The sequence below is a fragment of the Mesorhizobium sp. P2_E10 genome, from assembly GCF_056404235.1.
This window is the reverse complement of sequence record NZ_JBFUEK010000011.1, coordinates 101,857-124,230: the sequence shown is the minus strand read 5'-3', so window position 1 is coordinate 124,230 and position 22,374 is coordinate 101,857. Positions and strand designations below refer to the sequence as shown.

At 64.4% G+C, this 22,374-nt stretch carries 23 protein-coding genes; 11 read left to right on the top strand and 12 right to left on the bottom strand.

What is annotated here, in order from left to right:
• From AC1D0N_RS24660 to deoA, 4 genes are all read left to right on the top strand, one after another.
• Positions 1-972, top strand: a complete 972-nt coding sequence (locus AC1D0N_RS24660; protein WP_477248578.1) for an ABC transporter permease — start codon at positions 1-3, stop codon at positions 970-972.
• Between the two features lie 80 nt (positions 973-1,052).
• Positions 1,053-1,445 (top strand): cytidine deaminase, encoded by a 393-nt coding sequence (gene cdd / locus AC1D0N_RS24655; protein ID WP_477248577.1) that lies wholly within the window; start codon positions 1,053-1,055, stop codon positions 1,443-1,445.
• Between the two features lie 29 nt (positions 1,446-1,474).
• On the top strand, positions 1,475-2,293 hold the full coding sequence (locus AC1D0N_RS24650) for a purine-nucleoside phosphorylase (protein ID WP_477248574.1): 819 nt from the start codon (positions 1,475-1,477) through the stop codon (positions 2,291-2,293).
• Positions 2,293-3,612, top strand: coding sequence for a thymidine phosphorylase (deoA, locus tag AC1D0N_RS24645; protein WP_477248572.1), 1,320 nt, complete (start codon positions 2,293-2,295; stop codon positions 3,610-3,612). The genes AC1D0N_RS24650 and deoA overlap by 1 nt, the downstream gene beginning before the upstream one ends.
• Positions 3,613-3,632: 20 nt before the next feature.
• Here the strand turns inward: deoA and AC1D0N_RS24640 are convergent, their stop codons facing one another.
• The 3 genes from AC1D0N_RS24640 to AC1D0N_RS24630 all read right to left on the bottom strand — a co-directional run bounded on the left by AC1D0N_RS24640 (position 3,633) and on the right by AC1D0N_RS24630 (position 6,048).
• Positions 3,633-4,190, bottom strand: a complete 558-nt coding sequence (locus tag AC1D0N_RS24640; RefSeq protein ID WP_477248570.1) for a TIGR02281 family clan AA aspartic protease — start codon at positions 4,188-4,190, stop codon at positions 3,633-3,635.
• Between the two features lie 106 nt (positions 4,191-4,296).
• A complete protein-coding gene (upp, locus tag AC1D0N_RS24635; protein WP_095084682.1) occupies positions 4,297-4,926 on the bottom strand; it encodes a uracil phosphoribosyltransferase in 630 nt (209 codons plus the stop codon).
• A gap of 147 nt (positions 4,927-5,073) precedes the next feature.
• Positions 5,074-6,048, bottom strand: a complete 975-nt coding sequence (locus AC1D0N_RS24630) for an adenosine deaminase (RefSeq protein WP_477248569.1) — start codon at positions 6,046-6,048, stop codon at positions 5,074-5,076.
• A gap of 147 nt (positions 6,049-6,195) precedes the next feature.
• On the opposite strand from AC1D0N_RS24630, the gene ubiE reads away from it, so the two are divergent.
• The 3 genes from ubiE (at position 6,196) to coaBC (ending at position 10,171) form a co-directional block, all read left to right on the top strand.
• Entirely contained in the window at positions 6,196-6,972 is a 777-nt protein-coding gene (gene ubiE / locus AC1D0N_RS24625) for a bifunctional demethylmenaquinone methyltransferase/2-methoxy-6-polyprenyl-1,4-benzoquinol methylase UbiE (RefSeq protein ID WP_477248567.1), read from the top strand.
• Positions 6,973-7,042: 70 nt separating this feature from the next.
• Entirely contained in the window at positions 7,043-8,617 is a 1,575-nt protein-coding gene (gene ubiB, locus AC1D0N_RS24620) for a 2-polyprenylphenol 6-hydroxylase (protein WP_477248565.1), read from the top strand.
• A gap of 81 nt (positions 8,618-8,698) precedes the next feature.
• Entirely contained in the window at positions 8,699-10,171 is a 1,473-nt protein-coding gene (coaBC, locus tag AC1D0N_RS24615) for a bifunctional phosphopantothenoylcysteine decarboxylase/phosphopantothenate--cysteine ligase CoaBC (protein WP_477248563.1), read from the top strand.
• Between the two features lie 4 nt (positions 10,172-10,175).
• Here coaBC and AC1D0N_RS24610 read toward each other — a convergent pair whose 3' ends face one another.
• The 9 genes from AC1D0N_RS24610 to AC1D0N_RS24570 all read right to left on the bottom strand — a co-directional run bounded on the left by AC1D0N_RS24610 (position 10,176) and on the right by AC1D0N_RS24570 (position 16,964).
• Positions 10,176-11,612, bottom strand: a complete 1,437-nt coding sequence (locus AC1D0N_RS24610; RefSeq protein WP_477248561.1) for an MFS transporter — start codon at positions 11,610-11,612, stop codon at positions 10,176-10,178.
• Between the two features lie 241 nt (positions 11,613-11,853).
• Entirely contained in the window at positions 11,854-12,336 is a 483-nt protein-coding gene (locus tag AC1D0N_RS24605; protein WP_477248559.1) for a DUF992 domain-containing protein, read from the bottom strand.
• A gap of 73 nt (positions 12,337-12,409) precedes the next feature.
• Positions 12,410-12,883, bottom strand: coding sequence for a DUF992 domain-containing protein (locus AC1D0N_RS24600; RefSeq protein ID WP_477248557.1), 474 nt, complete (start codon positions 12,881-12,883; stop codon positions 12,410-12,412).
• Positions 12,884-13,023: 140 nt separating this feature from the next.
• Positions 13,024-13,584 carry a DUF4274 domain-containing protein gene (locus AC1D0N_RS24595; RefSeq protein WP_477248555.1) on the bottom strand — a complete coding sequence of 187 codons (561 nt, stop codon included), beginning with the start codon at positions 13,582-13,584 and terminating at the stop codon, positions 13,024-13,026.
• 172 nt (positions 13,585-13,756) lie between these two features.
• Complete coding sequence (locus AC1D0N_RS24590) at positions 13,757-14,611, bottom strand: tetratricopeptide repeat protein (protein ID WP_477248553.1); 855 nt, start codon at positions 14,609-14,611, stop codon at positions 13,757-13,759.
• A 141-nt stretch (positions 14,612-14,752) separates the two neighbouring features.
• Positions 14,753-15,031: a 30S ribosomal protein S21 gene (gene rpsU / locus AC1D0N_RS24585; protein ID WP_023671138.1), complete on the bottom strand. Its 279-nt coding sequence runs from the start codon at positions 15,029-15,031 to the stop codon at positions 14,753-14,755.
• Positions 15,032-15,206: 175 nt separating this feature from the next.
• A complete protein-coding gene (locus tag AC1D0N_RS24580; RefSeq protein WP_477248551.1) occupies positions 15,207-15,593 on the bottom strand; it encodes an SET domain-containing protein in 387 nt (128 codons plus the stop codon).
• Positions 15,594-15,717: 124 nt separating this feature from the next.
• Complete coding sequence (locus tag AC1D0N_RS24575) at positions 15,718-16,488, bottom strand: SDR family oxidoreductase (protein WP_477248549.1); 771 nt, start codon at positions 16,486-16,488, stop codon at positions 15,718-15,720.
• 107 nt (positions 16,489-16,595) lie between these two features.
• Positions 16,596-16,964 (bottom strand): YrdB family protein, encoded by a 369-nt coding sequence (locus tag AC1D0N_RS24570; RefSeq protein WP_477248547.1) that lies wholly within the window; start codon positions 16,962-16,964, stop codon positions 16,596-16,598.
• 217 nt (positions 16,965-17,181) lie between these two features.
• Between AC1D0N_RS24570 and AC1D0N_RS24565 the strand changes: the two genes are divergently transcribed.
• From AC1D0N_RS24565 to AC1D0N_RS24550, 4 genes are all read left to right on the top strand, one after another.
• Entirely contained in the window at positions 17,182-18,435 is a 1,254-nt protein-coding gene (locus AC1D0N_RS24565; RefSeq protein WP_477248545.1) for a sarcosine oxidase subunit beta, read from the top strand.
• A gap of 61 nt (positions 18,436-18,496) precedes the next feature.
• Positions 18,497-18,793: a sarcosine oxidase subunit delta gene (locus AC1D0N_RS24560; protein WP_477248543.1), complete on the top strand. Its 297-nt coding sequence runs from the start codon at positions 18,497-18,499 to the stop codon at positions 18,791-18,793.
• Complete coding sequence (locus AC1D0N_RS24555) at positions 18,790-21,783, top strand: sarcosine oxidase subunit alpha (protein WP_477248541.1); 2,994 nt, start codon at positions 18,790-18,792, stop codon at positions 21,781-21,783. Before AC1D0N_RS24560 ends, AC1D0N_RS24555 begins: the two co-directional genes overlap by 4 nt.
• Positions 21,776-22,357 carry a sarcosine oxidase subunit gamma gene (locus tag AC1D0N_RS24550; RefSeq protein WP_477248539.1) on the top strand — a complete coding sequence of 194 codons (582 nt, stop codon included), beginning with the start codon at positions 21,776-21,778 and terminating at the stop codon, positions 22,355-22,357. The genes AC1D0N_RS24555 and AC1D0N_RS24550 overlap by 8 nt, the downstream gene beginning before the upstream one ends.
• Positions 22,358-22,374 lie beyond the last annotated feature (17 nt).

Below are 22,374 nucleotides of genomic sequence, written 5' to 3'. Positions count from 1 at the left end.
ATGGATGTGTTCATGGCCATCGTGCAGATACTCGACTCGACGATACGCCTGTCGGTGCCGTTGCTGCTCGCCTGTCTCGCCGGCCTCTATTCCGAACGCGCCGGTGTCTTCGACATCGGGCTGGAAGGCAAGATGCTGGTCGGCGCCTTCGCCGGCGCCGCCGCCGCGTCGGTCATGCATTCGGCCCTTCTCGGCCTCGGCATGGCGATCGTGATGTCGGTCGCCTTTGCGCTGGTGCATGGCTTTGCTTCGATCACGCACCGCGGCAACCAGATCGTCTCCGGCGTGGCGATCAATTTCATCGCTGCCGGTTCGACCATCATCCTCGGCCAAGCCTGGTTCCAGCAAGGCGGGCGCACGCCAGCACTGCAGCCGGGCGAGCGCTTCGAGGCCATCACCTTGCCCGGCGCCGATACTGTCCGCGACGTGCCGATCCTCGGACCGATCTATGCCGAGCTTCTGTCCGGCCACTCCATCCTGGTTTATCTCGCATTCGCGATGGTGCCGTTTACCTGGTGGGTGCTGTTTCGCACCCGCTTCGGCCTGCGCCTGCGCGCGGTCGGCGAGAACCCGGCCGCCGTCGACACCGCCGGTATCTCTGTCGCTTGGCTGCGCTACCGGGCGCTGATCTGCACCGGTATATTGACCGGCATTGCCGGCGCCTATCTGTCGATGGTGCAGAATGGCGGCTTCGTGAAGGACATGACTGCCGGCAAGGGCTATATCGCGCTGGCGGCGCTGATCTTTGCCAAGTGGAGGCCGGTCAATGCCATGTTCGCCTGCCTTCTATTCGGCTTCCTCGATGCCGCGGCGATCCGCCTGCAAGGCACGCCACTGCCGCTGATCGGCAAGGTGCCGGTACAGTTCATGCAGGCACTGCCCTATATCCTCACCGTCATCCTGCTTGCCGGCTTCATCGGCAAGGCGATCCCGCCGCGCGCCGGCGGCGTGCCTTACGTCAAGGAACGCTAAGCATGATCCCGAACCACAGGTCCGCGTCAGCGAAAAGTGGGACCCGGTTTTCGGACAAGATCATGCGAGAGAAAGACTAAATGGCTCATGATCTGTTCGAAGCGGCGCAAGCCGCCATGGCCAAGGCCTATGCGCCCTATTCGAAATTCCCGGTCGGGGCTGCGTTGCGCACCGAGGACGGCCGGGTTTTCGTTGGCGCCAATGTCGAGAACGCGTCCTTTCCGGAAGGCTGGTGCGCCGAAACCACAGCGCTCGGCCACTACATCATGGGCGGCGGCGGCAAGATCACCGAGGTTGCGGTGATCGCCGAGCGCACAGGCAAATGCTCGCCCTGTGGCGGCTGCCGTCAGCGACTGGCGGAATTCTGCCAGCCGGAAACGAAACTCTATCTCTGCGACAATACCGGCGTGGTCGAGACCATGACCATGGGCGACATGCTGCCCTACGGCTTCCGCGGCGACATTTTGAAATGAAGAACTGGTGAAATGAAGAGCTGGCTGAAATGAAGGAAGCGCTGGATCATCTCGTTGAACGGCTCGACGGCTTGGCGCCGACGACAGCGCTGGTGCTGGGCTCGGGCCTTGGTGGCCTTGTCGACCAGGTCGAGGATGCGGTGCGCATTTCCTATGCGGATTTGCCGGGCTTTCCCAGAAGCGGCGTCACCGGCCATGCCGGCGAGGTGGTGGCGGGGCTTTTCGCCGGCACGCCGGTGCTGATGCTGTCCGGCCGTGCCCACTATTACGAGCACGGCAACGCAGCGGCGATGCGGCCGGCGCTGGAAGTGCTGGCGGGCATCGGCATCACCAAGCTGATCCTGACCAATGCCGCCGGTTCGGTCGATCCGGAGATGGGGCCGGGCTCGGTGATGCTGATCACCGACCACATCAATTTCTCCGGGTCCAATCCTCTGATCGGCGAGCCGAGCGACCGGCGTTTCGTCGGCCTGACCGAAGCCTACGATCCCGGCATTCGCTCGGCGATCGAGAAAGCGGCGAAGGCAACGGGCACGGCGCTGCACAAGGGCGTCTATATGTGGTTTTCGGGCCCATGCTTCGAGACGCCGGCCGAAATCCGCATGGCGCGCATCATGGGCGCCAATGCGGTTGGCATGTCGACCGTGCCGGAGGTCATCCTTGCCCGCTTCCTCGGCCTGCGTGTCGCCGCCTGCTCCGTCGTCACCAACCTTGCCGCCGGGATGACCGGGGCAGAGCTCTCGCATCAGGAAACCAAGGACATGGCGCCGATCGGCGGCGCGCGGCTGGCGACGATCCTTAGCCGTGTGTTCCAGGATGGGCTGCCGGAGAGTAAGGTCTCGGCCTGATGCTTCCGCAAGAGATTATTCGCCGCAAGCGCGACGGCCAGAAGCTGTCGACGCAGGAGATCACCGGCTTCATCGAGGGCCTGACATCCGGCACCGTCTCGGACGGCCAGGTCGGCGCTTTCGCCATGGCGGTGTTCTTCAACGGCATGAGCCGCGACGAGGCGGTGGCGCTGACGCTGGCCATGCGCGATTCCGGCGACGTGCTCGACTGGTCGGACCTGCCGGGACCGGTCACCGACAAGCATTCGACCGGCGGCGTCGGCGACAATGTCTCGCTGATGCTGGCGCCGATCGTCGCCGCCTGCGGCGCCTATGTGCCGATGATATCAGGCCGGGGTCTCGGCCATACCGGCGGCACGCTGGACAAGATGGATGCCATCCCGGGCTACATCAGCCAGCCCGACATTGCGCACTTCCGCAAGACGGTGCTCGAAACCGGATGCGCCATCATCGGCCAGACCGCCGACCTGGCGCCCGCCGATCGCCGGCTCTATGCGATCCGCGATATCTCGGGAACAGTCGAATCGGTGCCGCTGATCACCGCCTCGATCCTGTCGAAGAAGCTCGCCGCCGGCCTGCAGTCGCTGGTGCTCGACGTCAAGGTCGGCAACGGCGCCTTCATGGAGAAGTCGCGCGACGCGACTGCATTGGCCAACAGCCTGGTCGAGGTCGCCAATGGCGCCGGGCTGAAGGCCTCGGCACTGGTCACCGGCATGAACGAACCGCTGGCGTCAGCGGCCGGCAATGCGGTCGAGGTGCGCAATGCGGTCGACTTCCTCACCGGCCGGGTCCGTGACAAGCGGCTGGAGGATGTGACGCTCGCGCTGGCGGCCGAGATGCTGCAGTCGGCCGGGCTGGTGTCGTCCAACCAGGACGGCATGCGGCGTGCCGCCGAGACGCTCGCCGGCGGCCGCGCCGCCGCCATCTTCGCGCGCATGGTGGCCGCCCTTGGCGGTCCCGCCGACTTTGTCGAGAAGCCGGAAAAATATCTGCCGAAGGCGGCAACGGAGTTCGCGGTCAAGGCGACGGCCAACGGCTTTGTCACCGGTATCGCCACTCGCGACATCGGGCTCGCCGTCGTTGGCCTTGGCGGTGGGCGCACGCGGCCGGATGACAGGATCGACCATGCCGTCGGCATCACCAGGCTGTTGCCGGTCGGTGCGGAAGTGCGGGCCGGCGAGGCGCTGGCGCTGGTCCATGCCCGCACGGTATCGGATGCGGAGGCGGCGGCCGCCGCTGTGCTTTCCGCCTATACGATCGGGGCTTCGAAGCCTGCGGCGGACAAGAGCGTGATCCGGCGGATCCTGCCGCGCGGGTAGGCAGAGGCGGGAAGGCTCTTCTACTGGACGAGCAGCAGCGTGCCGTTTTCGACCTGGTATTTCCCAAGCCGCTGCAGAAAGCTCATGCCGATCAGGTTGGTGTGCAACGCCCGATCGTCAAGCACGACGGCCTGGATGTCCTCGACCGTGATCTTGCCGATCTGCAGGCGATCGATGCTCACCACCGCTGCCTTGATGACGCCGTTGGCGGTGTTGACCTGCTGGTTGAAGTCCGCCTGGTTGAGCGAAAAGCCGATCCTGCGTGCCGTCGATGTGTTGATGGCAACCAGCGTGGCGCCGGTGTCGATCAGGCCGTCGACCTGGCGGCCGTTGAGCTTGAACGAAGTGGTGAAATGCCCGCGCGCGTCCGCCGCGACCAGAACCTTGCGGCCGAGCGGTTGCTGTAGCGGCGGCTTGTCTGGCACCGCGGCCAGCTTCAGTTGCGGTTCTGTCGCACGCTTGGCCTCAGCCGCCGAATTCGACTGGCTGTCGAACATTTCAGGATTCGATTGATAGGCGAACGGGATCAATACCGACGCTGCGGCAAGCACGCAAAAGATGAGAACTGTGCGCAGCATGGGTCGGCCTTTGTGTGCGCCGACACTAATCCGACATGGTGTTTGCGGCTTTAACGCGCGCCGAAACCGCGCCGTTGCGTAAACGACCGGTAAACGGCCGTCACGATTATTTCGTCCCGTACATGCGGTCGCCGGCGTCGCCGAGGCCGGGCATGATGTAGCCCTTCTCGTTGAGCTGGCGATCGATGGAGGCGGTGAAGACCGGAACATCCGGATGCGCCTTGGTGAAACGCTCGATGCCTTCGGGCGCCGCCAAGAGGCAGAGGAAGCGGATGTTGGTGGCGCCGCGTCCCTTCAGCTTGTCGATGGCCGCGATCGCCGAATTGGCGGTGGCCAGCATCGGGTCGACGACGATCACCAGCCGGTCGGCGAGGTCGCTCGGCGCCTTGAAGAAATATTCGACCGCTTCCAGCGTTTCGTGGTCGCGGTAGAGGCCGATATGGGCGACGCGCGCCGCCGGCACCAGATCGAGCAGGCCTTCGAGCAGGCCGTTACCGGCGCGCAGCACCGAGGCGAAGACCAGCTTCTTGCCCTCCAGCGTCGGCGCCTCCATGGTTTCGATCGGCGTTTCGATGGTGGTCGTGGTCAGTTCGAGGTTGCGGGTGACCTCATAGCCGAGCAGCAGCGAGATCTCGCGCAGCAGCCGCCGGAAGCCGGCCGTCGAGGTCTCCTTCTTGCGCATGATGGTCAGCTTGTGCTGGACAAGCGGGTGGTCGACGACGGTGACGCCCTGCATGGTGTTCTCCTAAATGCATTTCGCCCAAAAGCGCGCGCATAAGTCCCTTCGGAGCGCCGCGCTACAGGCTGCTGGAATGACCCTAGCGACAATGCGCCGGCCAAGGAACCGCCTGACCCGCACCGACCACAGTTTTGTCGGGAGAAATCAGCGCGCGGCGCCGTTGAGCCTGGCGAGCAGCGCGGCCTTGGTCTTGCGATCGACGAAGGCCGCCTCGATGGCGGTCCGGGTGACCGCGGCAAGCGCCTTGTCGTCCATCGCAAAATGCTCGGCGGCGATGGCGTATTCGCGCTTCAGCGACGTCCAGAAATAGGGCGGGTCGTCGGAGTTGAGCGTCACCTTGCAGCCCGCCGCTTTCAATGCCGGAAAGGGGTGGTCGGCGAAGCTGTCGAAAACCTTGAGCGCGATGTTGGAACCGGGGCAGCATTCGAGCACGACGCCTTCGTCGGCGATGCGCCGGACAAGGTCGGGGTTCTCGATGGCGCGCACGCCGTGGCCGATGCGCGACGGGCGGATGTGGTCGAGCGCCGCCTGGACGCTCTCCCAGCCCATCAGTTCGCCGGCATGGACGGTGATGCCAAGTCCGGCCTCGCGGGCAATCTCGAAGGCCCTGACATAGTCCTCGAAGTCGCCTATGCGCTCGTCGCCGGCAACGCCGAAGCCCGTTACGAGCGGGTGCCCGCAGCGGGCGGCGAAGCGCGCCGCTTGCTCGATCGATTCGACGCCGACATGGCGCACGCCGGTGACGATCATGCGGCCCTCGATGCCGGTCTTGGCCTTGGCGCGGGACATGCCTTCGCCGAGCGCGTCGGTATAGGCCTTGGGCGACAGGCCGGCTTTTTTGGCGTGGTCCGGCGAGGTGAAGACCTCGGAATAGATGGCGCCGTCGCGGGCGAGACTGGTCAAATAGTGATCGGCCAGCCGGGCATAGTCCTCTTCCGTCCGGAACAGGTCGGCGGAGAAATCATAGGCGGCGAGGAACGAGGTGAAATCGTGCCAGACGAAGGAGCCGTTCTGGATGTAGGGTGAGGTGTCCTTGCCGTACTTTTGCGCCTGGCTGATGACGAGTTCGGGCGCTGCCGCCCCTTCGATGTGGCAGTGCAGTTCTGCTTTCAAAGGCATTCAATCATCCCGTCAGGTCAATCCGGGTCGTGGCCTCATAGGCATCTTGCCACGACAAGGAAGCGCGGCCGAACACCGCGCCTTAAACAATAGCGCCCGCACCATCGATCGGCTATGGTCCCGCCGGTTTTATGACGGATCAAAATAATGTCAGTTGCGAGAACCACGGCCGCGGGCGGCATGGAAACCTCCTATGGTTTCAAGCATGTAGGGGCAGGCGACAAGCAGTCCCTGGTCAACGACGTTTTCCACAAGGTCGCCAACCGCTACGATCTGATGAATGATTTGATGTCGGCTGGGCTGCACCGGCTGTGGAAGGACGCCATGGTGACATGGCTCAATCCGCCGAAACGGCCAGGCTGGAAGGTTCTCGATGTTGCCGGCGGCACCGGCGACGTCGCCTTCCGCATCGTCGAGGCGAGCCAACGCAATGCCCATGCCACGATCCTCGACATCAACGGCTCAATGCTCGCGGTCGGCCGTGACCGGGCTGAGAAAAAAGGCCTTTCCGACAACACCGATTTCGTCGAGGCCAATGCCGAGGAATTGCCTTTCCCCGACGCCACCTTCGACGCCTATACGATCGCCTTCGGCATTCGCAACGTGCCGCGCATCGATGTGGCGCTCAGTGAAGCGTTCCGCGTGCTCAAGCCCGGCGGGCGCTTGCTGTGCCTCGAATTTTCCGAGGTCGACATGCCGCTGCTCGACAAGGCCTATGAGGCCTGGTCGTTCAACGCCATTCCCAGGATCGGCAAGGCGGTCACCGGCGACGGCGAGCCTTATTCCTATCTGGTCGAATCGATCCGCAAATTTCCCAACCAGCAGAATTTTGCTGCCATGATCACCCGCGCGGGCTTCGACCGCGTCTCCTTCCGCAACTATTCGGCCGGCATCGCCGCCCTGCATTCGGGCTGGAAGCTTTGAGGCTGGCCCGTATTTTTCATGGTCGATGTGCTCAGTGCCGGTTTAGGAAACCGGCAGGGCAAGTGCAGCCATGAGCACAGTCGGCGCTGCTTTCCGGCTCGCACGGGCCGGCTGGGTGCTCGTGCGCGAGGGTGTCGTCGCCGCCTTGCCGGGCGATGAGCTTTCCGGCCTGCCTAAATTCGGCTGGCGCCTGGCGCGGCTTTTCACTCGCCGCCGCGCGCTTGCCTATGAACGCGGCGACCGACTGGCCAAGGCCGTCGTTCGGCTTGGTCCGTCTTACGTCAAGCTCGGCCAGTTCCTGGCGACGCGGCCCGACGTCGTCGGCAACGACATGGCGCTCGATCTCGCCATGCTGCAGGACAAGATGCACACGTTTCCGCAGGCCGAGGCGGTGGCGGCAATCGAAGCTTCGCTCGGGCGCAAGATCGGCGAGCTTTACGTCCGTTTCGGCGATGCCGTCGCTGCCGCCTCGATCGCCCAGGTCCACACCGCTGAAACCGTGCAGAACGGTATCGCGACCCAGGTGGCGGTAAAAGTCATCCGGCCGGGCGTGCGCCGCCGCTTCTTCCACGATCTCGAAAGCTATTTCCTCGCCGCGCGGCTGCAGGAAAAATACATCCCGTCGTCGCGCCGCCTGCGGCCGGTCGAGGTGACTGAGACGCTGGCGCAAACCACCAAGGTCGAGATGGATCTGCGGCTCGAAGCGGCAGCGCTTTCGGAACTGGGTGAGAACACCAAGGACGATCCCGGCTTTCGCGTGCCGTCCGTCGACTGGGAGCGCACCGGCCGCGACGTGCTGACCATGGAATGGGTCGACGGTGTCAAGATGAACGACATTGCCGGCCTCGCGGCCGCCGGCCACGATCTCAAAACCATCGCCGGCAACCTGATCCAGTCGTTCCTGCGCCATACGTTGCGCGACGGCTTCTTCCATGCCGACATGCATCCGGGGAACCTGTTCGTCGAGGCCAACGGCACCATCGTTGCCGTCGATCTCGGCATTGCCGGCCGGCTCGGCAAGAAGGAGCGCCGCTTCCTCGCCGAAATCCTCTATGGTTTCATCACCCGCGACTACCTGCGTGTCGCCGAAGTGCATTTCGAGGCTGGCTATGTGCCGCGCCAGCACAATGTCGCGGCCTTCGCGCAGGCGATCCGCGCCATTGGCGAGCCAATCCATGGCCAGCCGGCCGAAACCATCTCGATGGCCAAGCTGCTGACGCTTTTGTTCGAGGTCACCGAGCTGTTCGACATGGCCACACGGCCCGAATTGATCCTGCTGCAGAAGACCATGGTGGTGGTCGAAGGCGTCGCCCGCACGCTCGACCCGGCCTTCAACATGTGGAAGACGGCAGAGCCTGTGGTCGGCGACTGGATTGCCGGCAATCTCGGCCCGCGCGGCATTCTGGTCGACGCGCGCGACGGCGCCAAGGCAATGCTGGCGCTGGCCCGTCAGGCGCCGGAACTCGCTGCCCGCACCGAGCGGCTGTCGCGTGAGATCGACCTGATGGCCGAGCACGGCCTGCGCTTCGACGAAGCGACGTCGCGCGCCATCGGCAAGGCCGAGGCGCGTTACACACGCTCCGGCCGGATCGCCCTGTGGGTGATCGCGCTGACGCTGATCTATGTTGCGTGGCGGATTTTCTGACAGCCTGCCGTGAGCGGCTTGCCTTGAATTGATTGCATTGCTAGCATTGCATGCGGCAACGGTTGAACAGAGTGCAATCACATGGCCAATATCACGATCCGTAATCTTGACGACGAGGTCAAGGAACTGCTGCGGCGGCTTGCTGCAGAGAACGACCGCTCGATGGAGGAGCAAGCGCGGGTGATGATCCGGGCCGCGGTCGAGGGCCAGGTCGCTCCGGCGGGCCGCATCGACGAGATCGAAAGGACGCTGCGTGAACTGAAAGGCTCGCGCCAGCAGGCGGCGCCCATTGCTGCCGTATCAGGCAAGGTCGCCCTGAGAGGCAGCCTCTCCGGCAAGCGCATCCTGCTCATCATCGGCGGCGGCATTGCCGCCTACAAGACGCTCGACCTGATCCGCCGGCTGCGCGAGCGAGGGGCTGCGGTGCGGGTGGTGATGACGGCGGCGGCGCAGGAGTTCGTGACCACGCTTTCGGTCGGCGCGCTTTCGGCAGACCATGTCTTCACCGAGCTGTTCGACCGCAATGACGAGCACGACGTCGGCCATATCAGGCTGTCGCGCGAGGCTGACCTTCTGGTGGTCGCGCCGGCTACCGCCGATTTGATGGCGAAGCTTGCCAATGGCCATGCCAACGATCTGGCCTCGACCGTGCTGATCGCCACCGACAAGCCGGTCTTGATGGCGCCGGCGATGAACCCGAAAATGTGGTCGCATCCGGCGACACGGCGCAACCGCGCAACGCTCGGCAAGGACGGCATCGCGTTCATCGGCCCGGCCAAGGGCGAGATGGCCGAAAGCAACGAGGCCGGCGAAGGCCGCATGGCCGAGCCGCTGGAGATCGCGGCTGCGATCGAAGCGCTGCTCGACAGCAGGCCAAAGCCGCTGGCCGGCAGAAAAATCATCGTCACCTCAGGGCCGACGCATGAACCGATCGACCCAGTGCGCTACATCGCCAACCGTTCCTCCGGCAAGCAGGGCCATGCCATCGCCGCTGCCCTGGCTAGGCTTGGCGCCGATGTACGCCTCGTCTCCGGTCCGGTGTCGATCGCCGATCCGGCCGGCGTGACGACGCTGCATGTCGAAACGGCGGCGCAGATGAAGGACGCGGTCGAACAACTTCTGCCGGCGGATGCGGGCGTGTTCGTCGCGGCGGTCGCCGACTGGCGCACGGCGAATTCGGCCGGCGAAAAGATCAAGAAGGTGGCGGGCGAGGGGCCGCCGGCGCTGCAGATGGTTGAAAATCCGGACATTCTCGCCGGCGTCGGTCATCACAAGATGCGGCCCGGCCTGGTCGTCGGCTTCGCTGCCGAGACGCAAGACCTCGTCAACAATGCCGAGGCCAAGCTGAAGAGGAAGGGCGCCGATTTCATCGTCGCCAATGATGTCTCGCATGACAGCGGCGTCGGGTCTTCCGGCGTCATGGGCGGCGATCGCAACCGGGTGCGGATCGTATCGAAGGCCGGCGTCGAGGAATGGCCGGAGATGAGCAAGGACGAGGTGGCGGCGCGGCTGGCAGCGCTGATCGCGGAACGGCTGAAGACAGTCCTGGTCTGACTATCTAACCGGTCGCCTCCTGTGGCCGGTCGATCGCCGCCGAAATCCTCAGCGCGGCGAGGCAGCCAAGAATCCCCAGCGGCACGAAGGCGAGGAACAGCCAGGCGGCGACGTTGGCCGCCGCTTCGCGGTTCAGGCCTTCGGAAAACCCGCTGGCGTTGGCGACGATGCCGGTCAGCGCGGCGCCCACCGCATAGCCGATGCGCTGCATGGTCGGCACGGCGGCCGAGGCGATGGTCTGTTCGTCGTTGCGCGCCGACGCGACGATGACGCGGGTGACGAAAGGCCAGGCGATGCCGAAACCGCCGCCTTGTAGCAGAGCGCAAAGCAGGATCAGCGGGATCGAACCCGCCGGCACCGTATAGGCGAAACCGGCGATGCCCGTCGCGATCATCACTGCGCCACCGACAATGATCAGCCGTTCGCGCTCCGGCGGCGCGTTGGCGACCAGAATGGACAGGATCGACCAGGCGATCGATTCGGCGGCGATGATGTAGCCTGTGGTCAGGATCGGAATGTCGTGCAGGCTGGTCAGGATCAGCGGCCCGTAGACACCGAAGGAACAGGTCGCCACCGAAAAGGCGGCGACCATGGTCATGCCGGCGCCGACCGGCGAGCGCCATGAGAACAGAAGCGACGGAAACAGCCGCGAGCGCGGCTTCAGCGTGTCGACGCGGACAAACAGCGCAAGCCCGATCAGGCCGAGGATCAGCAGCAGGGAGGAGCGCAGCAGGGCGATGTCGACGCCGGCGGTGGCGATCAGCACAACGCTGACGGCGAGGCAGCCGAGGGCGGCGTAGGGGAAGGGCGGCGCAGTGCCGGTGATCGCCTGCGGCCTGGTTGCTTCGGGAGTGTCGAGCACGATGAAGCTCGCAAATGCCATGGCCGTGCCGCCCAGCGTGAAGATCCCGAAAGCCCAGCGCCACGACAGCAGGTCGGTCATGACAGCGCCGAGCAGCGGTCCGCTGAAGGCGGCGACGCCCCAGATCGCAGACATGACGCCGAACAGTTGCGGCCAGATGGCGCGTGCAAACAGCCGCTCGACCGAGACGAAGGCCAGCGACACCAGGGCGCCGCCGCCAAATCCTTCGATCAGGCGGCCGGTCAGGAACAACGGCATGGAAGGCGCTGTCGCGCAGATCAGCGCACCGACGGCATAGAGCAAGGCGGCGACGACCATGTTGGTGCGCAGCGGGACATAGCTCACCAGTCGTCCGGCGGCCGCACCGGCGACGATGGCGCCAAGCTCGTAGATAGCCAGCGACCAGCCGACCAGTTGCACGCCGGCGAGGTCGCCAACCATCGCCGGCATGATTGTCGCCACCATCGTCTCGTTGGTGGCGTGCAGCAGGATGCCGAGGCTGATGAAGCAGAAGCGGGCGAGGTCGCCGCTCGCCCACAGCGCGCGCCAGTCCACTCTGTTTTTGCTGATCTCGGTCATCATTCTTACCCTGCCTTGCATATCTCTATGTCGTCGCATGGCACCAGAAGCCAGTGAGGATTTCCGGCGGGGCCATACGCGCTGCTTCAGTCAGGGCAGGCTTCTAAAACCTCAACCGTGGTTGAGTTCAAGCGACTTTTTTTGTGAGACGTTCGCGATTGGTAGAGAGCATCTCAACTTCGTCATCCTCGCGTCTCCGCGACGCCGCTTCGCGGCTGCTTCGCCCGTGGATGACGAGGCGTCAATTCGCCGTACTGCGCAGCTGGAACTGGCTGACGCCGATGGCGATGTTCATGCCGGTCTGCGTCTGCAGGCTGAGCGGCTGCAGCGTGAAGGCCTGCGAGGAGCCGCCGACCAAGAGATTGGCGCCGGCGCCGACCGCTGCCGTCACTTCGGCGCTGGCGCCGACATAGTCGCCGGCCAGCGCGCCCGGTGCATAGATGTTCTTCAGCGGCGTCAGCACCAGCCACTGCATCACCGTCTGCTTGGTCGTGCCGATATCGAGGCCGTATTTGTTGACGACGCCGAAATAGGCTTCCGGCGCGAAGCTCTTGTCGGCAGGGGTGAAGGTGCAGCTCAGATCCTTGGTCGAGCCGAAGATGAAACCGGTGCCGCCGCCGATGGCGCAATCGAGCGTGCCGAGCTCGATGCCCTGATCCTGCGCATGAGCCTGTCCGGCAAGTGCGGCGGCAATGATTGTGGCGGCGATAATAGTCTTGAGCACGGCGGTTCCCCCAAAAGCATGCGGCGCGAAACAGTATCCTGTTCCGCGCCGCGCGTAGAGAGGCGAAATCTGCTTACTTGAACGAGTGGATCAGTTCCAGCGAGGTCACGGCGACCGCCAGGTTGACGCCGGTCTGCGCCTGCACGCTGAGCGGCTCCAGCATGAAGGCACTGTCCAGGCCGCCGACGAGAAGGTTGGCACCGCCGCCGGTCACCACGCTGGCCTCGGCATTGACGCCGTAATAGTGGCCGGCAAGGTCGCCCTCGTCATGGCTGCGGGTGGCGGCCAGAACCGCCCACGCCAGCTGGCCCTGATGTGTCTGGCCGACATCGACGCCGAGCTTGGAGATCATCCCCGTATACTGTTCGGCCGGTCCATGATGATAGGGGCGGAAGGTGCAGGCGACGCCCTTGTTCGACGTGACAATGTAGCCGACGCCGCCATCTATGGTGCAATCGAGCGTGCCCAGCCGGAGCGTGCCGGCGTTGACGGGAGTGGCAAGAGCGGTGGCGGCGAGCGCTGCAGCACAGCAGAGTTTCTTGATCATGGGACAGGTCCTTTCGTAAATTGCTTTCAACAACGGTTGAATGGCCCGGAGCGTTCCGCCGAAAACTTGGCGCGATCAAGGCAAGGGTTAACGCTTTGCCTTCGGTGGTTAAGATGGGGTGACGGTGGTGGTCGGAGCGCTCAGTGGCGCCACAGACGCCCAAGCGCCGACCAGGCCTTGTCCAGGGGGCCTTGGTCCGGCAGGTCGATCAGCACCGTGCCATGGAAATCCTGGGGATAGCGCCGGTAGAAGTCGATATCGTTGACGATCCGCCGCCCACGAATGGCGCGATGCATATCCGAATGCGGCTTCAGCGGCGGATGGGCCAGCTGATTTGCTTGCTCAACCAGCTCGTCAAAGTCCTGGCGCGTGAGATCATCGACGTCGTAGGCGATTTTCGAACGGACATAGCCATTGGCGTTGATGCGACGGGCAATGAACTTCAGCATCTCCCAGATCGGGTCCTGGTTATTGTCCGATCCGCCGTTCTCCACGGTCAGGATGAGGTAAAAGGCTGGCTGCCCCAGCCAGAACATGGTCAGCGCCGTGGCCTTGTCGCATTCCGGCTGGCGCGCGATCCAGAACAGCGGGTCGATGTCCCAGTCCCAGTTGAAGTCCAGCACGGCCCGGTGCCAATCATCGGGCGAGGCATTTTCAAGCCAGGCGATCTGTTGCTTGATGTCGTTCTCATCCATCGCCATGCCACTCGCGTCCCGCAGGTGCTGATGCCGACCTTCGCCGATTTGCCTTCTACCTTGGCACGCAAAGGTTGCGATTTTGCTGCGCGGCGCGCTTTGCGGCGAGCCGGATCAGGAATGGAACACTGTTGAAAAAAGCCGTCGCTGGTGACGGCAGGCATCGCGCCGGCTGGTATCAGCCGGCGGCGGCGCTGGCAGTGCGCGACAGGCCGTCCTTGGCCGGCTGATAGGTCGGGTCGAGATGGACCGCCTCGCGATAGGCCTTCGACGCCTTGACCTTGTCGCCGCGCCGCTCATAGACCAGCGCCTGGTTGGCCCAGGCCTCGGCATTCTTGCCGTCGAGCTTGATGGCCATATTGAAGTCGGCGAAGGCGTTGTCCTCGTCGTTCATGGCGAGGTAGGAAAGGCCGCGGCCGTTGTAGGGTTCGGCGGCGTCCGGCGCCAGCGAGATGGCGGTCGAGAAATCCTCGATGGCGAAGGCATGCTGGCCCTGGCTCTGATAGATCAGGCCGCGATTGTGGTAGGCGCGCGCATCGGTGGTGTCGAGCTGGATCGCCTTCTGGAAATCGTTGAAGGCGTCCTGAGTCTTGCCTGCCTTGCGATAGAGATTGCCGCGGCCGATATAGGCGGCGTCATAATTCGAATTGATCTGGATCGAGCGGTTGTAGTCGGCAAGGGCCGCCGCCTGATTGCCGAGGAAGCGCTGGATGAGGGCGCGGTTCGAATAGGCCTGGTAGAAATTCGGATTGAGCTGAATGGCGGTGTCGAAGTCGTTCAGCGCCGCTTGATACTGGCCGCCGCGGCCATAAGCCGAGCCGCGCACATTGTAGCCTTCCGGATCCTGGGGGCTGCGCTGGATCACGGCCGACAGCGAGGAGATGTTCTCGGTCGAGCCCTGCGCCTTGTCGATGTTGTTGAATTCGCCGGTCGGGGCCGTCTGGCAGCCGGCGAGCGCCAACCCGGAAATCAGGGCTGCCGTCAGGGCGAAACCGCGCAATGCAGTCCTGCGCTCTACGCTGATTGCGTTCATGTCTGCCCTGTCCTCACTTCACTCGCGTCGCTCGGTCCGGGTCCCCCCCTCCGGGCCGGGTCACACGTCAAAACAAAAAGGTGGCGGCGATTCCGCATCGCGCCACCTTGGATATCCTTCAAAAAGGACGAAAAATTGGCGTCAGAACCGCGGCGGACGCGGCGCGCCACCAGGACCGCCGGCAGCACCAGCCGCCACGGGGCGCGGCGTCATCGGCAGCAGACCTTCGCGCTGGGCACGCTTGCGGGCCAGCTTGCGGGCGCGGCGGACGGCCTCGGCCTTTTCACGGGCGCGCTTCTCGGAAGGCTTCTCGTAATGTCCGCGCATCTTCATTTCGCGGAAAATGCCTTCGCGCTGCATCTTTTTCTTGAGCGCGCGAAGCGCCTGATCAACATTGTTGTCGCGGACGAGTACCTGCACGGGCAATCCTGTCTTTCGGGTTTGATATCAACAGGCAAGCGGCCATAGCCACTAGCCTCCGCGGCGGTTTACACCACGAATTGTGGCGGCTGATAGCAGAATCAGGCTGCGCTGTCCACAGTCGAAATGCAGGTCAGCGGCCAAAGCGGCGCTGGTGCCATGATAGGCGGTCAACTTAAGCCGTAGCTAGGTGAAGCTCTTCGAAACCCTCGAAGAATTCGCCGTAGTCGCAGGTAATTTCCTCACCCGCCGCGATGTCGCGGGTCGCGATGGCTCCGCCATACTGCGAAAAATCCGTGTTCGGCCTGTCGGCATGGTTCATGAAGCGCCCATTGTCGACCTCATAGACCATGAAGCCAGGCCGGTCGGGGCTTGGATAGGCATATCTGTCGAGCAATTCCCTGAGATGCGCGGGTGCTGCTTCATATCTTTCCATCGGGATCAGCCGGTCGAAGTCCGGATCGAGCCGCCAGATCGACGCCCCCTTGCTGATCGGGTCGGCGGCGAACACGCCGACGCCTTCGATTGCACTCGCAGCAACATAGGTTCTGATCAGCAGCATGGTTCCCGCCCGTCTTCGAACAGAAGTCTTCGAAGACAGACGGAATCGCCAAATCGCATCGAAAAAGCAAGGCCGGTTTTGAGACATTGTGGCCTGCGCGCGGGTGCGTTGGCCGCAAAACCCTTCACGTCCGGTTGATCGAGACGCCGCCGTCGGCAAACAGTGCCGTTCCGGTGGTGAAGCTCGACGCGTCAGAAGCGAGATAGAGCGCCGAGCGGGCGATCTCTTCGGGCCGCGCAATGCGCTTCAGCGCATGCAGGCCCTCGACGAAAGCCAGCACCTCGGGACCGGCATCCGGAGCGTTGGTGATGCTTGCCGGCGTGTCGGTGCCGCCCGGCATCAGGGCGTTGACCCGCACGCCCTTGGGGCCATATTCGGCGGCGAGCACCTGCGTCAATCCGATCAGTCCGGCCTTGCTGGCGGCATAGCTGGTCATGCCCGGCATGCCGACCGTGTGGCCGACAAAGGTCGAGGTGAAGATCAGCGAGCCGCCGCCACGTTCGACCATTGCCGGCACCTGATACTTCGCGCCGAGGAAGGCGCTGGTCAAATTGGTGTCGAGCGTTTCTTGCCAGCCTTTGAGCGACAATTCCGAAATGGGACCCATCGCGCCGACCGAGCCGACATTGTTGAAGGCGATATCGAGCCCGCCGAACCGGCCGACGGCCAGCTCGACGAGAGCTTTTGCATAGGCTTCGTCGGTGACATCGCCGGCAAGGGCGATTGCGGTGCCGTCGGCATCCTCGATTTCGGCGACGAGGGCGCCAAGCTCCGCCTGGCGGCGGGCAGCGACGATGATCCTGGCGCCTTCCTCGGCAAAGAGCTTTGCCGTGGCGCGGCCGATGCCGGAACTGGCGCCGGTGACGATGGCGACCTTGTTGGCGAGTGCGAGCATTTTTCTGCATCCTTTTGTTCGCGCCAGCTTCGCCGGCGATTGGATGCTTGGTCGCAAATAGGGGCCGCGCGAGCCACCCGTTACCTGCAAAGTCGGTCCCGACACGACTATTGCTTCAGCAGCCAGCCGAGCCGATCGAGCGAAAACGCGTAGCTGATGGCAATCAGCAGAGCCATGATGATGCCCGTGGTCGTGTGGCCGGTCAGATAGAAACTGGCCGCGCCGCCGAACAGGATGACGAGTTCCAGTACCAGCCGCACCGCGCCCGGAACCGGGACGGGAGCCTGGCCGGATCGGCTTGGATCGTTGAGCACGGCAAAGGTTCCCCAGAGCGCGGCCGCGACAAGCGGCACGGCCAAGGCGAGGAACCAGCGCCACCATCCGCCTGAAAGGCTCCAGCCCGCCATGCCGAGGCCGAGCAAAGCGGCAAGCTCCATCAAAAAGCGCAACGTCAGATTCCACCAGGCGTTACCCAACTCGTCCTCCGAATCCTTGAACCGGAGGGATAGTGGCGAAAGGCAGTCACATCGGCCAGCCCTAGATGCGTCATTTTGGTCGCGGCGCAAAACGGCAAGCGCCGTCGCAAACAGCGCAAGGGTGGCAGCGCTGTTTCGCTAGTGATACACCTCGCGCGCCGGAGCCTGAACGAATGCCCGGCGGCAATCCGCGAGACCTTTGGCGCGAGGCTGGAACGTGAAAAAATATTCGGTATTCGCCATCGCCCGCGAGGCCATGCGCGGCCATAAAGGCTGGGAGGAACAGTGGTCCTCGCCGGAGCCGAAGAAGGAATACGACGTCATCATCGTCGGCGCCGGCGGCCATGGGCTGGCGACAGCCTATTATCTCGCCACGGTGCACGGCATCACCAATGTCGCGGTGCTGGAAAAGGGCTGGCTCGGCGGCGGCAACACCGGCCGCAACACCACCATCATCCGCTCCAACTACCTCTATGACGAGAGCGCCGGCATCTACGATCACGCGCTGAAGCTGTGGGACGGGCTCAGCCAGGAGCTCAACTACAACGTCATGTATTCGCCGCGCGGCGTCATGATGTTGGCCCACAACGTCCACGACATCCAGGTGCTGAAGCGCCACGTCCATGCCAACCGGCTGAACGGCATCGACAATGAGTGGTTATCGCCGGAAGCGGCGAAGGAATTCTGCCCGCCGCTCAACATCTCCAAGGACGCGCGCTATCCGGTGGTGGGTGCTGCCCTGCAGCGCCGCGGCGGCACCGCCCGCCACGATGCGGTCGCCTGGGGCTATGCGCGCGGCGCTTCGGCGCGCGGCGTCCACATCATCCAGAATTGCGAGGTCACAGGGGTCAAGCGGGCGCCGAACGGCGCGGTCATGGGCGTCGACACGACGCGCGGCTTCATCGGCGCCAAGAAGGTCGGCGTGGTTGCCGCAGGCCACTCCTCTGTCATCATGAACATGGCCGGCGTGCGCATGCCGCTGGAAAGCTATCCGCTGCAGGCGCTGGTGTCGGAGCCGGTCAAGCCGGTATTCCCGTGCGTGGTGATGTCGAACACGGTGCACGCCTATATCTCGCAGTCCGACAAGGGCGAACTGGTGATCGGCGCCGGCACCGACCAGTATGTCTCCTATTCGCAGACCGGCGGCCTGCACATTCTCCAGCACACGCTCGATGCCATCTGCGAGATGTTCCCGATGTTCACGCGCATGAAGATGCTGCGCTCGTGGGGCGGCATCGTCGACGTGACGCCCGACCGCTCGCCGATCCTGGCCAAGACCCCGGTATCAGGCCTCTACGTCAACTGCGGCTGGGGGACGGGCGGCTTCAAGGCGACGCCGGGCTCGGGCCACGTCTTTGCCCACACCATCGCCAAGGACGATCCGCACCCGATCAACGCGCCCTTCACCATCGAGCGCTTCCGCACCGGCCGTCTCATCGACGAGGCGGCGGCGGCGGCGGTGGCGCACTGAGCACCGCAGGCTTTGCAATCAACCGGCCATCGGCCACGGCGAATTGTAGGAACGAAATAGAATGCTTCTCATCCGCTGCCCCTACTGCGAGGAAGAGCGTCCGGAGCTCGAGTTCCGCAACGCCGGCGAAGCGCATATTGCGCGCTCGGCCAACATGGCCGGCGAGAGCGATGACGATTTCGAGAAGTTCTTCTTCATCCGCTCCAATCCCAAAGGCATCATCTATGAGCGCTGGCGGCACATGCATGGCTGCGCCCGGTTCTTCAACGCCGTGCGCGACACCGTCACCGACAAGTTCCTTTTGACCTACAAGGCCGGCGAACCGAAGCCGTCAAAGCTGCCGGGAGTTGCCAAATGAGCGGCGCGTTCCGCATTCCCGGCGCCGGCCGCTTCCAGCAGGCCAAGACCGCCCGCTTCAGCTTCGACGGCCAGGCCTACACCGGCATCGAAGGCGACACGCTGGCCTCGGCGTTGCTCGCCAATGGCGTCCATCTCGTGGGACGTTCGTTCAAATACCACCGGCCGCGCGGCTTCCTGTCCGCCGGTGCCGAAGAGCCGAACGCGCTGGTCGAGATCAAGCGCGATGCGGCGCGCAAGGCGCCGAACATCCGCGCCACCGTGCAGGAACTGTATGAGGGGCTCGACGCGAGCTCGCAGAACCGCTGGCCGTCGCTGGCCTTTGACGTTGGCGCGGTCAACGACATTGCCTCGCCGCTGTTTTCGGCCGGCTTCTACTACAAGACCTTCATGTGGCCGAAGGCGGCCTGGAAGAACCTCTACGAACCCAAGATCCGGGCCGCGGCCGGTCTCGGCGTCGCGCCCGACAAGCCGGATCCCGACCACTACTCCGCCCGCTTTGCGCATTGCGATGTGCTGGTGGTGGGCGGCGGCGCTGCAGGCATTGCCGCGGCGCTCGCCGCAGCCGAGACCGGCGCGCGCGTCATTCTTGCCGACGAACAGGCGGATTTCGGTGGCAGCCTGCGTTTCGAGTCCGGCGCCAAGATCGACGGCCAGGATGGCTATGCCTGGTCGCAAGCCACGGTGGCCAAACTCAGGGCGATGGACAATGTCCGCGTGCTGTCGCGCACGACCGCCTTTGGCTACTACGCGCAGAATTTCGTCGGTCTGGTCGAGCGCGTCAGCGACCATCTGCAAAACCCTGGCCGCGACCTGCCGCGCGAGCGGCTTTGGCAGGTTCGCGCCAGGCGCGTCGTGCTGGCGACCGGTGCCATCGAGCGCCACATGGTGTTTGCCGACAATGACCGGCCGGGCATCATGCTGGCGTCCGCCGCACGCACCTATCTCAACCACTACGGCGTCGCGGTCGGCAGAAATGTCGGCGTCTACACGGCCAATGACTCGGCTTACGCGGCGGCGATCGACCTGAAGAAGGCCGGCGTCAATGTGGCGGCCATTGTCGACCTGCGTGACAATCCGACAGGACCGGTGATCGACGCAGCAAGGGCGCTCGGCATCGAGGTCAATTTCGGCCGCGCGGTGATCCGTGCCGGCGGCAAATTGCGGGTGTCGTCGATGACCGTGCAGCCGAAGAATGGCGGCGGCGAGCGCACCATTGCGGTCGACGCGATCCTGATGTCGGCCGGCTGGACGCCGTCGGTGCATCTGTTCTCGCAGTCACGCGGCAAGGTCGCCTTCAACGACGAGACCAAGCGCTTCGTGCCTGGAATTTATGCGCAGGATTGCGTCTCGGTCGGCGCCTGCAACGGCACGGACGGGCTGTCGGCGACGATCGACGAGGCTTATGCGGCCGGCGCCAAGGCGGCGAAGGATGCCGGTGCGAAAACCGCAAAGGGTACGAAGCCGAAGGTCGACGCCTCGGAGAGCTGGTCGCGCGGCATGCTGGGCGCTGCACCCGGCGCCGGGCCGGATACGACTGTGAAAGCCTTTGTCGATTTCCAGAACGACGTCACCGCCAAGGACATCCGCCAGGCGGTGCATGAAGGCATGCGCTCGATCGAGCACGTCAAGCGCTTCACCACCAACGGCATGGCGACCGACCAGGGCAAGACCTCCAACATGCACGGGCTGGCGATTGCCGCCGAGACGCTGGGCAAGGCGATCCCTGAGGTCGGCCTGACGACGTTCCGGGCGCCCTACACGCCGGTGACCTTCGGGGCCATCATCGGCCACGCGCGGGGTCCGCTGTTCGATCCAACCCGCAAGACGGCGATCCATCCCTGGGCGGCAGCCCAGGGCGCCGTGTTCGAGGATGTCGGCCAATGGAAGCGCGCCTGGTATTTCCCAAAGGGCGGCGAGGACATGCATGCCGCCGTCGACCGTGAATGCGTCACCGTGCGCAAGACGGCCGGCCTGTTCGATGCCTCGACGCTGGGCAAGATCGAGGTGGTCGGGCCGGATGCGGCCAAATTCATGGAACTGCTCTACACCAATCCGTGGGAGAAGCTCGAGCCCGGCCGCTGCCGCTACGGCATCATGCTGCGCGAGGACGGTTTCATCTATGATGACGGCGTCGTCGGCCGACTGGCGCCGGATCGTTTCCATGTGACGACGACGACTGGCGGGGCGCCGCGCGTGATGAACCACATGGAGGATTATCTCCAGACCGAATTCCCGCATCTCAACGTCTGGCTGACCTCGATCACCGAGCAGTGGGCGGTCATCGCGGTGCAGGGGCCGAAGTCGCGCGACATCATCGCGCCGCTGGTCGAAGGCATCGACATGTCGGACGAGGCGCTGCCGCATATGTCGGTGCGCGAGGGCAAGATCTGCGGCGTGCCGACAAGGCTGTTCCGCATGTCGTTCACCGGCGAGCGCGGTTTTGAGGTCAACGTCCCGGCCGACTACGGCCAGGCGGTCTGGGAAGCGCTGTGGGCCGAAGGCCAGAAGCATGGTGCGGCCGCCTACGGCACCGAATCCATGCACGTGCTGCGCGCCGAAAAGGGCTACATCATCGTCGGCCAGGACACCGACGGCACGGTGACGCCGAACGATGCCGGGCTCGACTGGGCGGTCGGCAAGAAGAAGACCGACTTCGTCGGCATCCGTGGCATGGCGCGGCCGGATCTGGTCGCCAAGGGCCGTAAGCAGCTTGTCGGCCTGAAGACTAAGGATCCGAAAGTGGTGCTGGAAGAGGGCGCCCAGATCGTCGAGGATCCGAAGCAGGCGATCCCGATGAAGATGATCGGCCACGTCACCTCCAGCTACTGGTCGGAAAATTGCGGCCGCTCGATCGCGCTGGCGCTGGTCGCCGGCGGCCGCGACCGGATGGGCGACACGCTCTATGTGCCGATGCCGAACGGCGTCATCGAGGTGGAGGTCACCGGCATGGTGTTCTTCGACGAGACGGGAGGGCGCCTCAATGGCTAAGGCTGCTGCGAAGACCACATCCACTGCCACGGCTTCGGTTGAACGCCGCGCCGCGCTCGCCGGTCAGGAGCTTTCCGCCACCGGCGTCAAGCTGGCTATCCTGCCGCCGGCGGAGCGGATTTCGCTGCGCGCGCCGGAGGCTTCGCTTGCAGCCCTGTCGAAGGCGCTCGGCGTGACCGTGCCACAGAAGCCAAAGACCTCGGCGACAAAGGCCGGGCGTACGGCTTTGTGGCTCGGTCCTGACGAATGGCTGGTCATCGACGAGGCCGGAAAAGACCCGCTCGCCGATTGCGCCAAGGTTGGCGCGCTGCATTCGGCGGTCGGAATCTCGCACCGCAATATCGCCATATCGGTCACCGGCCCGGCCGCCGCTACGACCGTCAATGCCGGCTGTCCGCAGGATCTGTCGCTCGAAGCGTTTCCGGTGGGCGCGTGCTCGCGCACCATTCTGGGCAAGGTCGAGATCGTGCTGTTGCGCACCGCAACCGACGCCTTCCGGGTCGAATGCTGGCGTTCTTTCTCCGATTATGTCTTTACTTTCCTGTCGGAGGCGGCAGTCGACGCGGCGGCGTAGCGCAATCCCTTCGGATT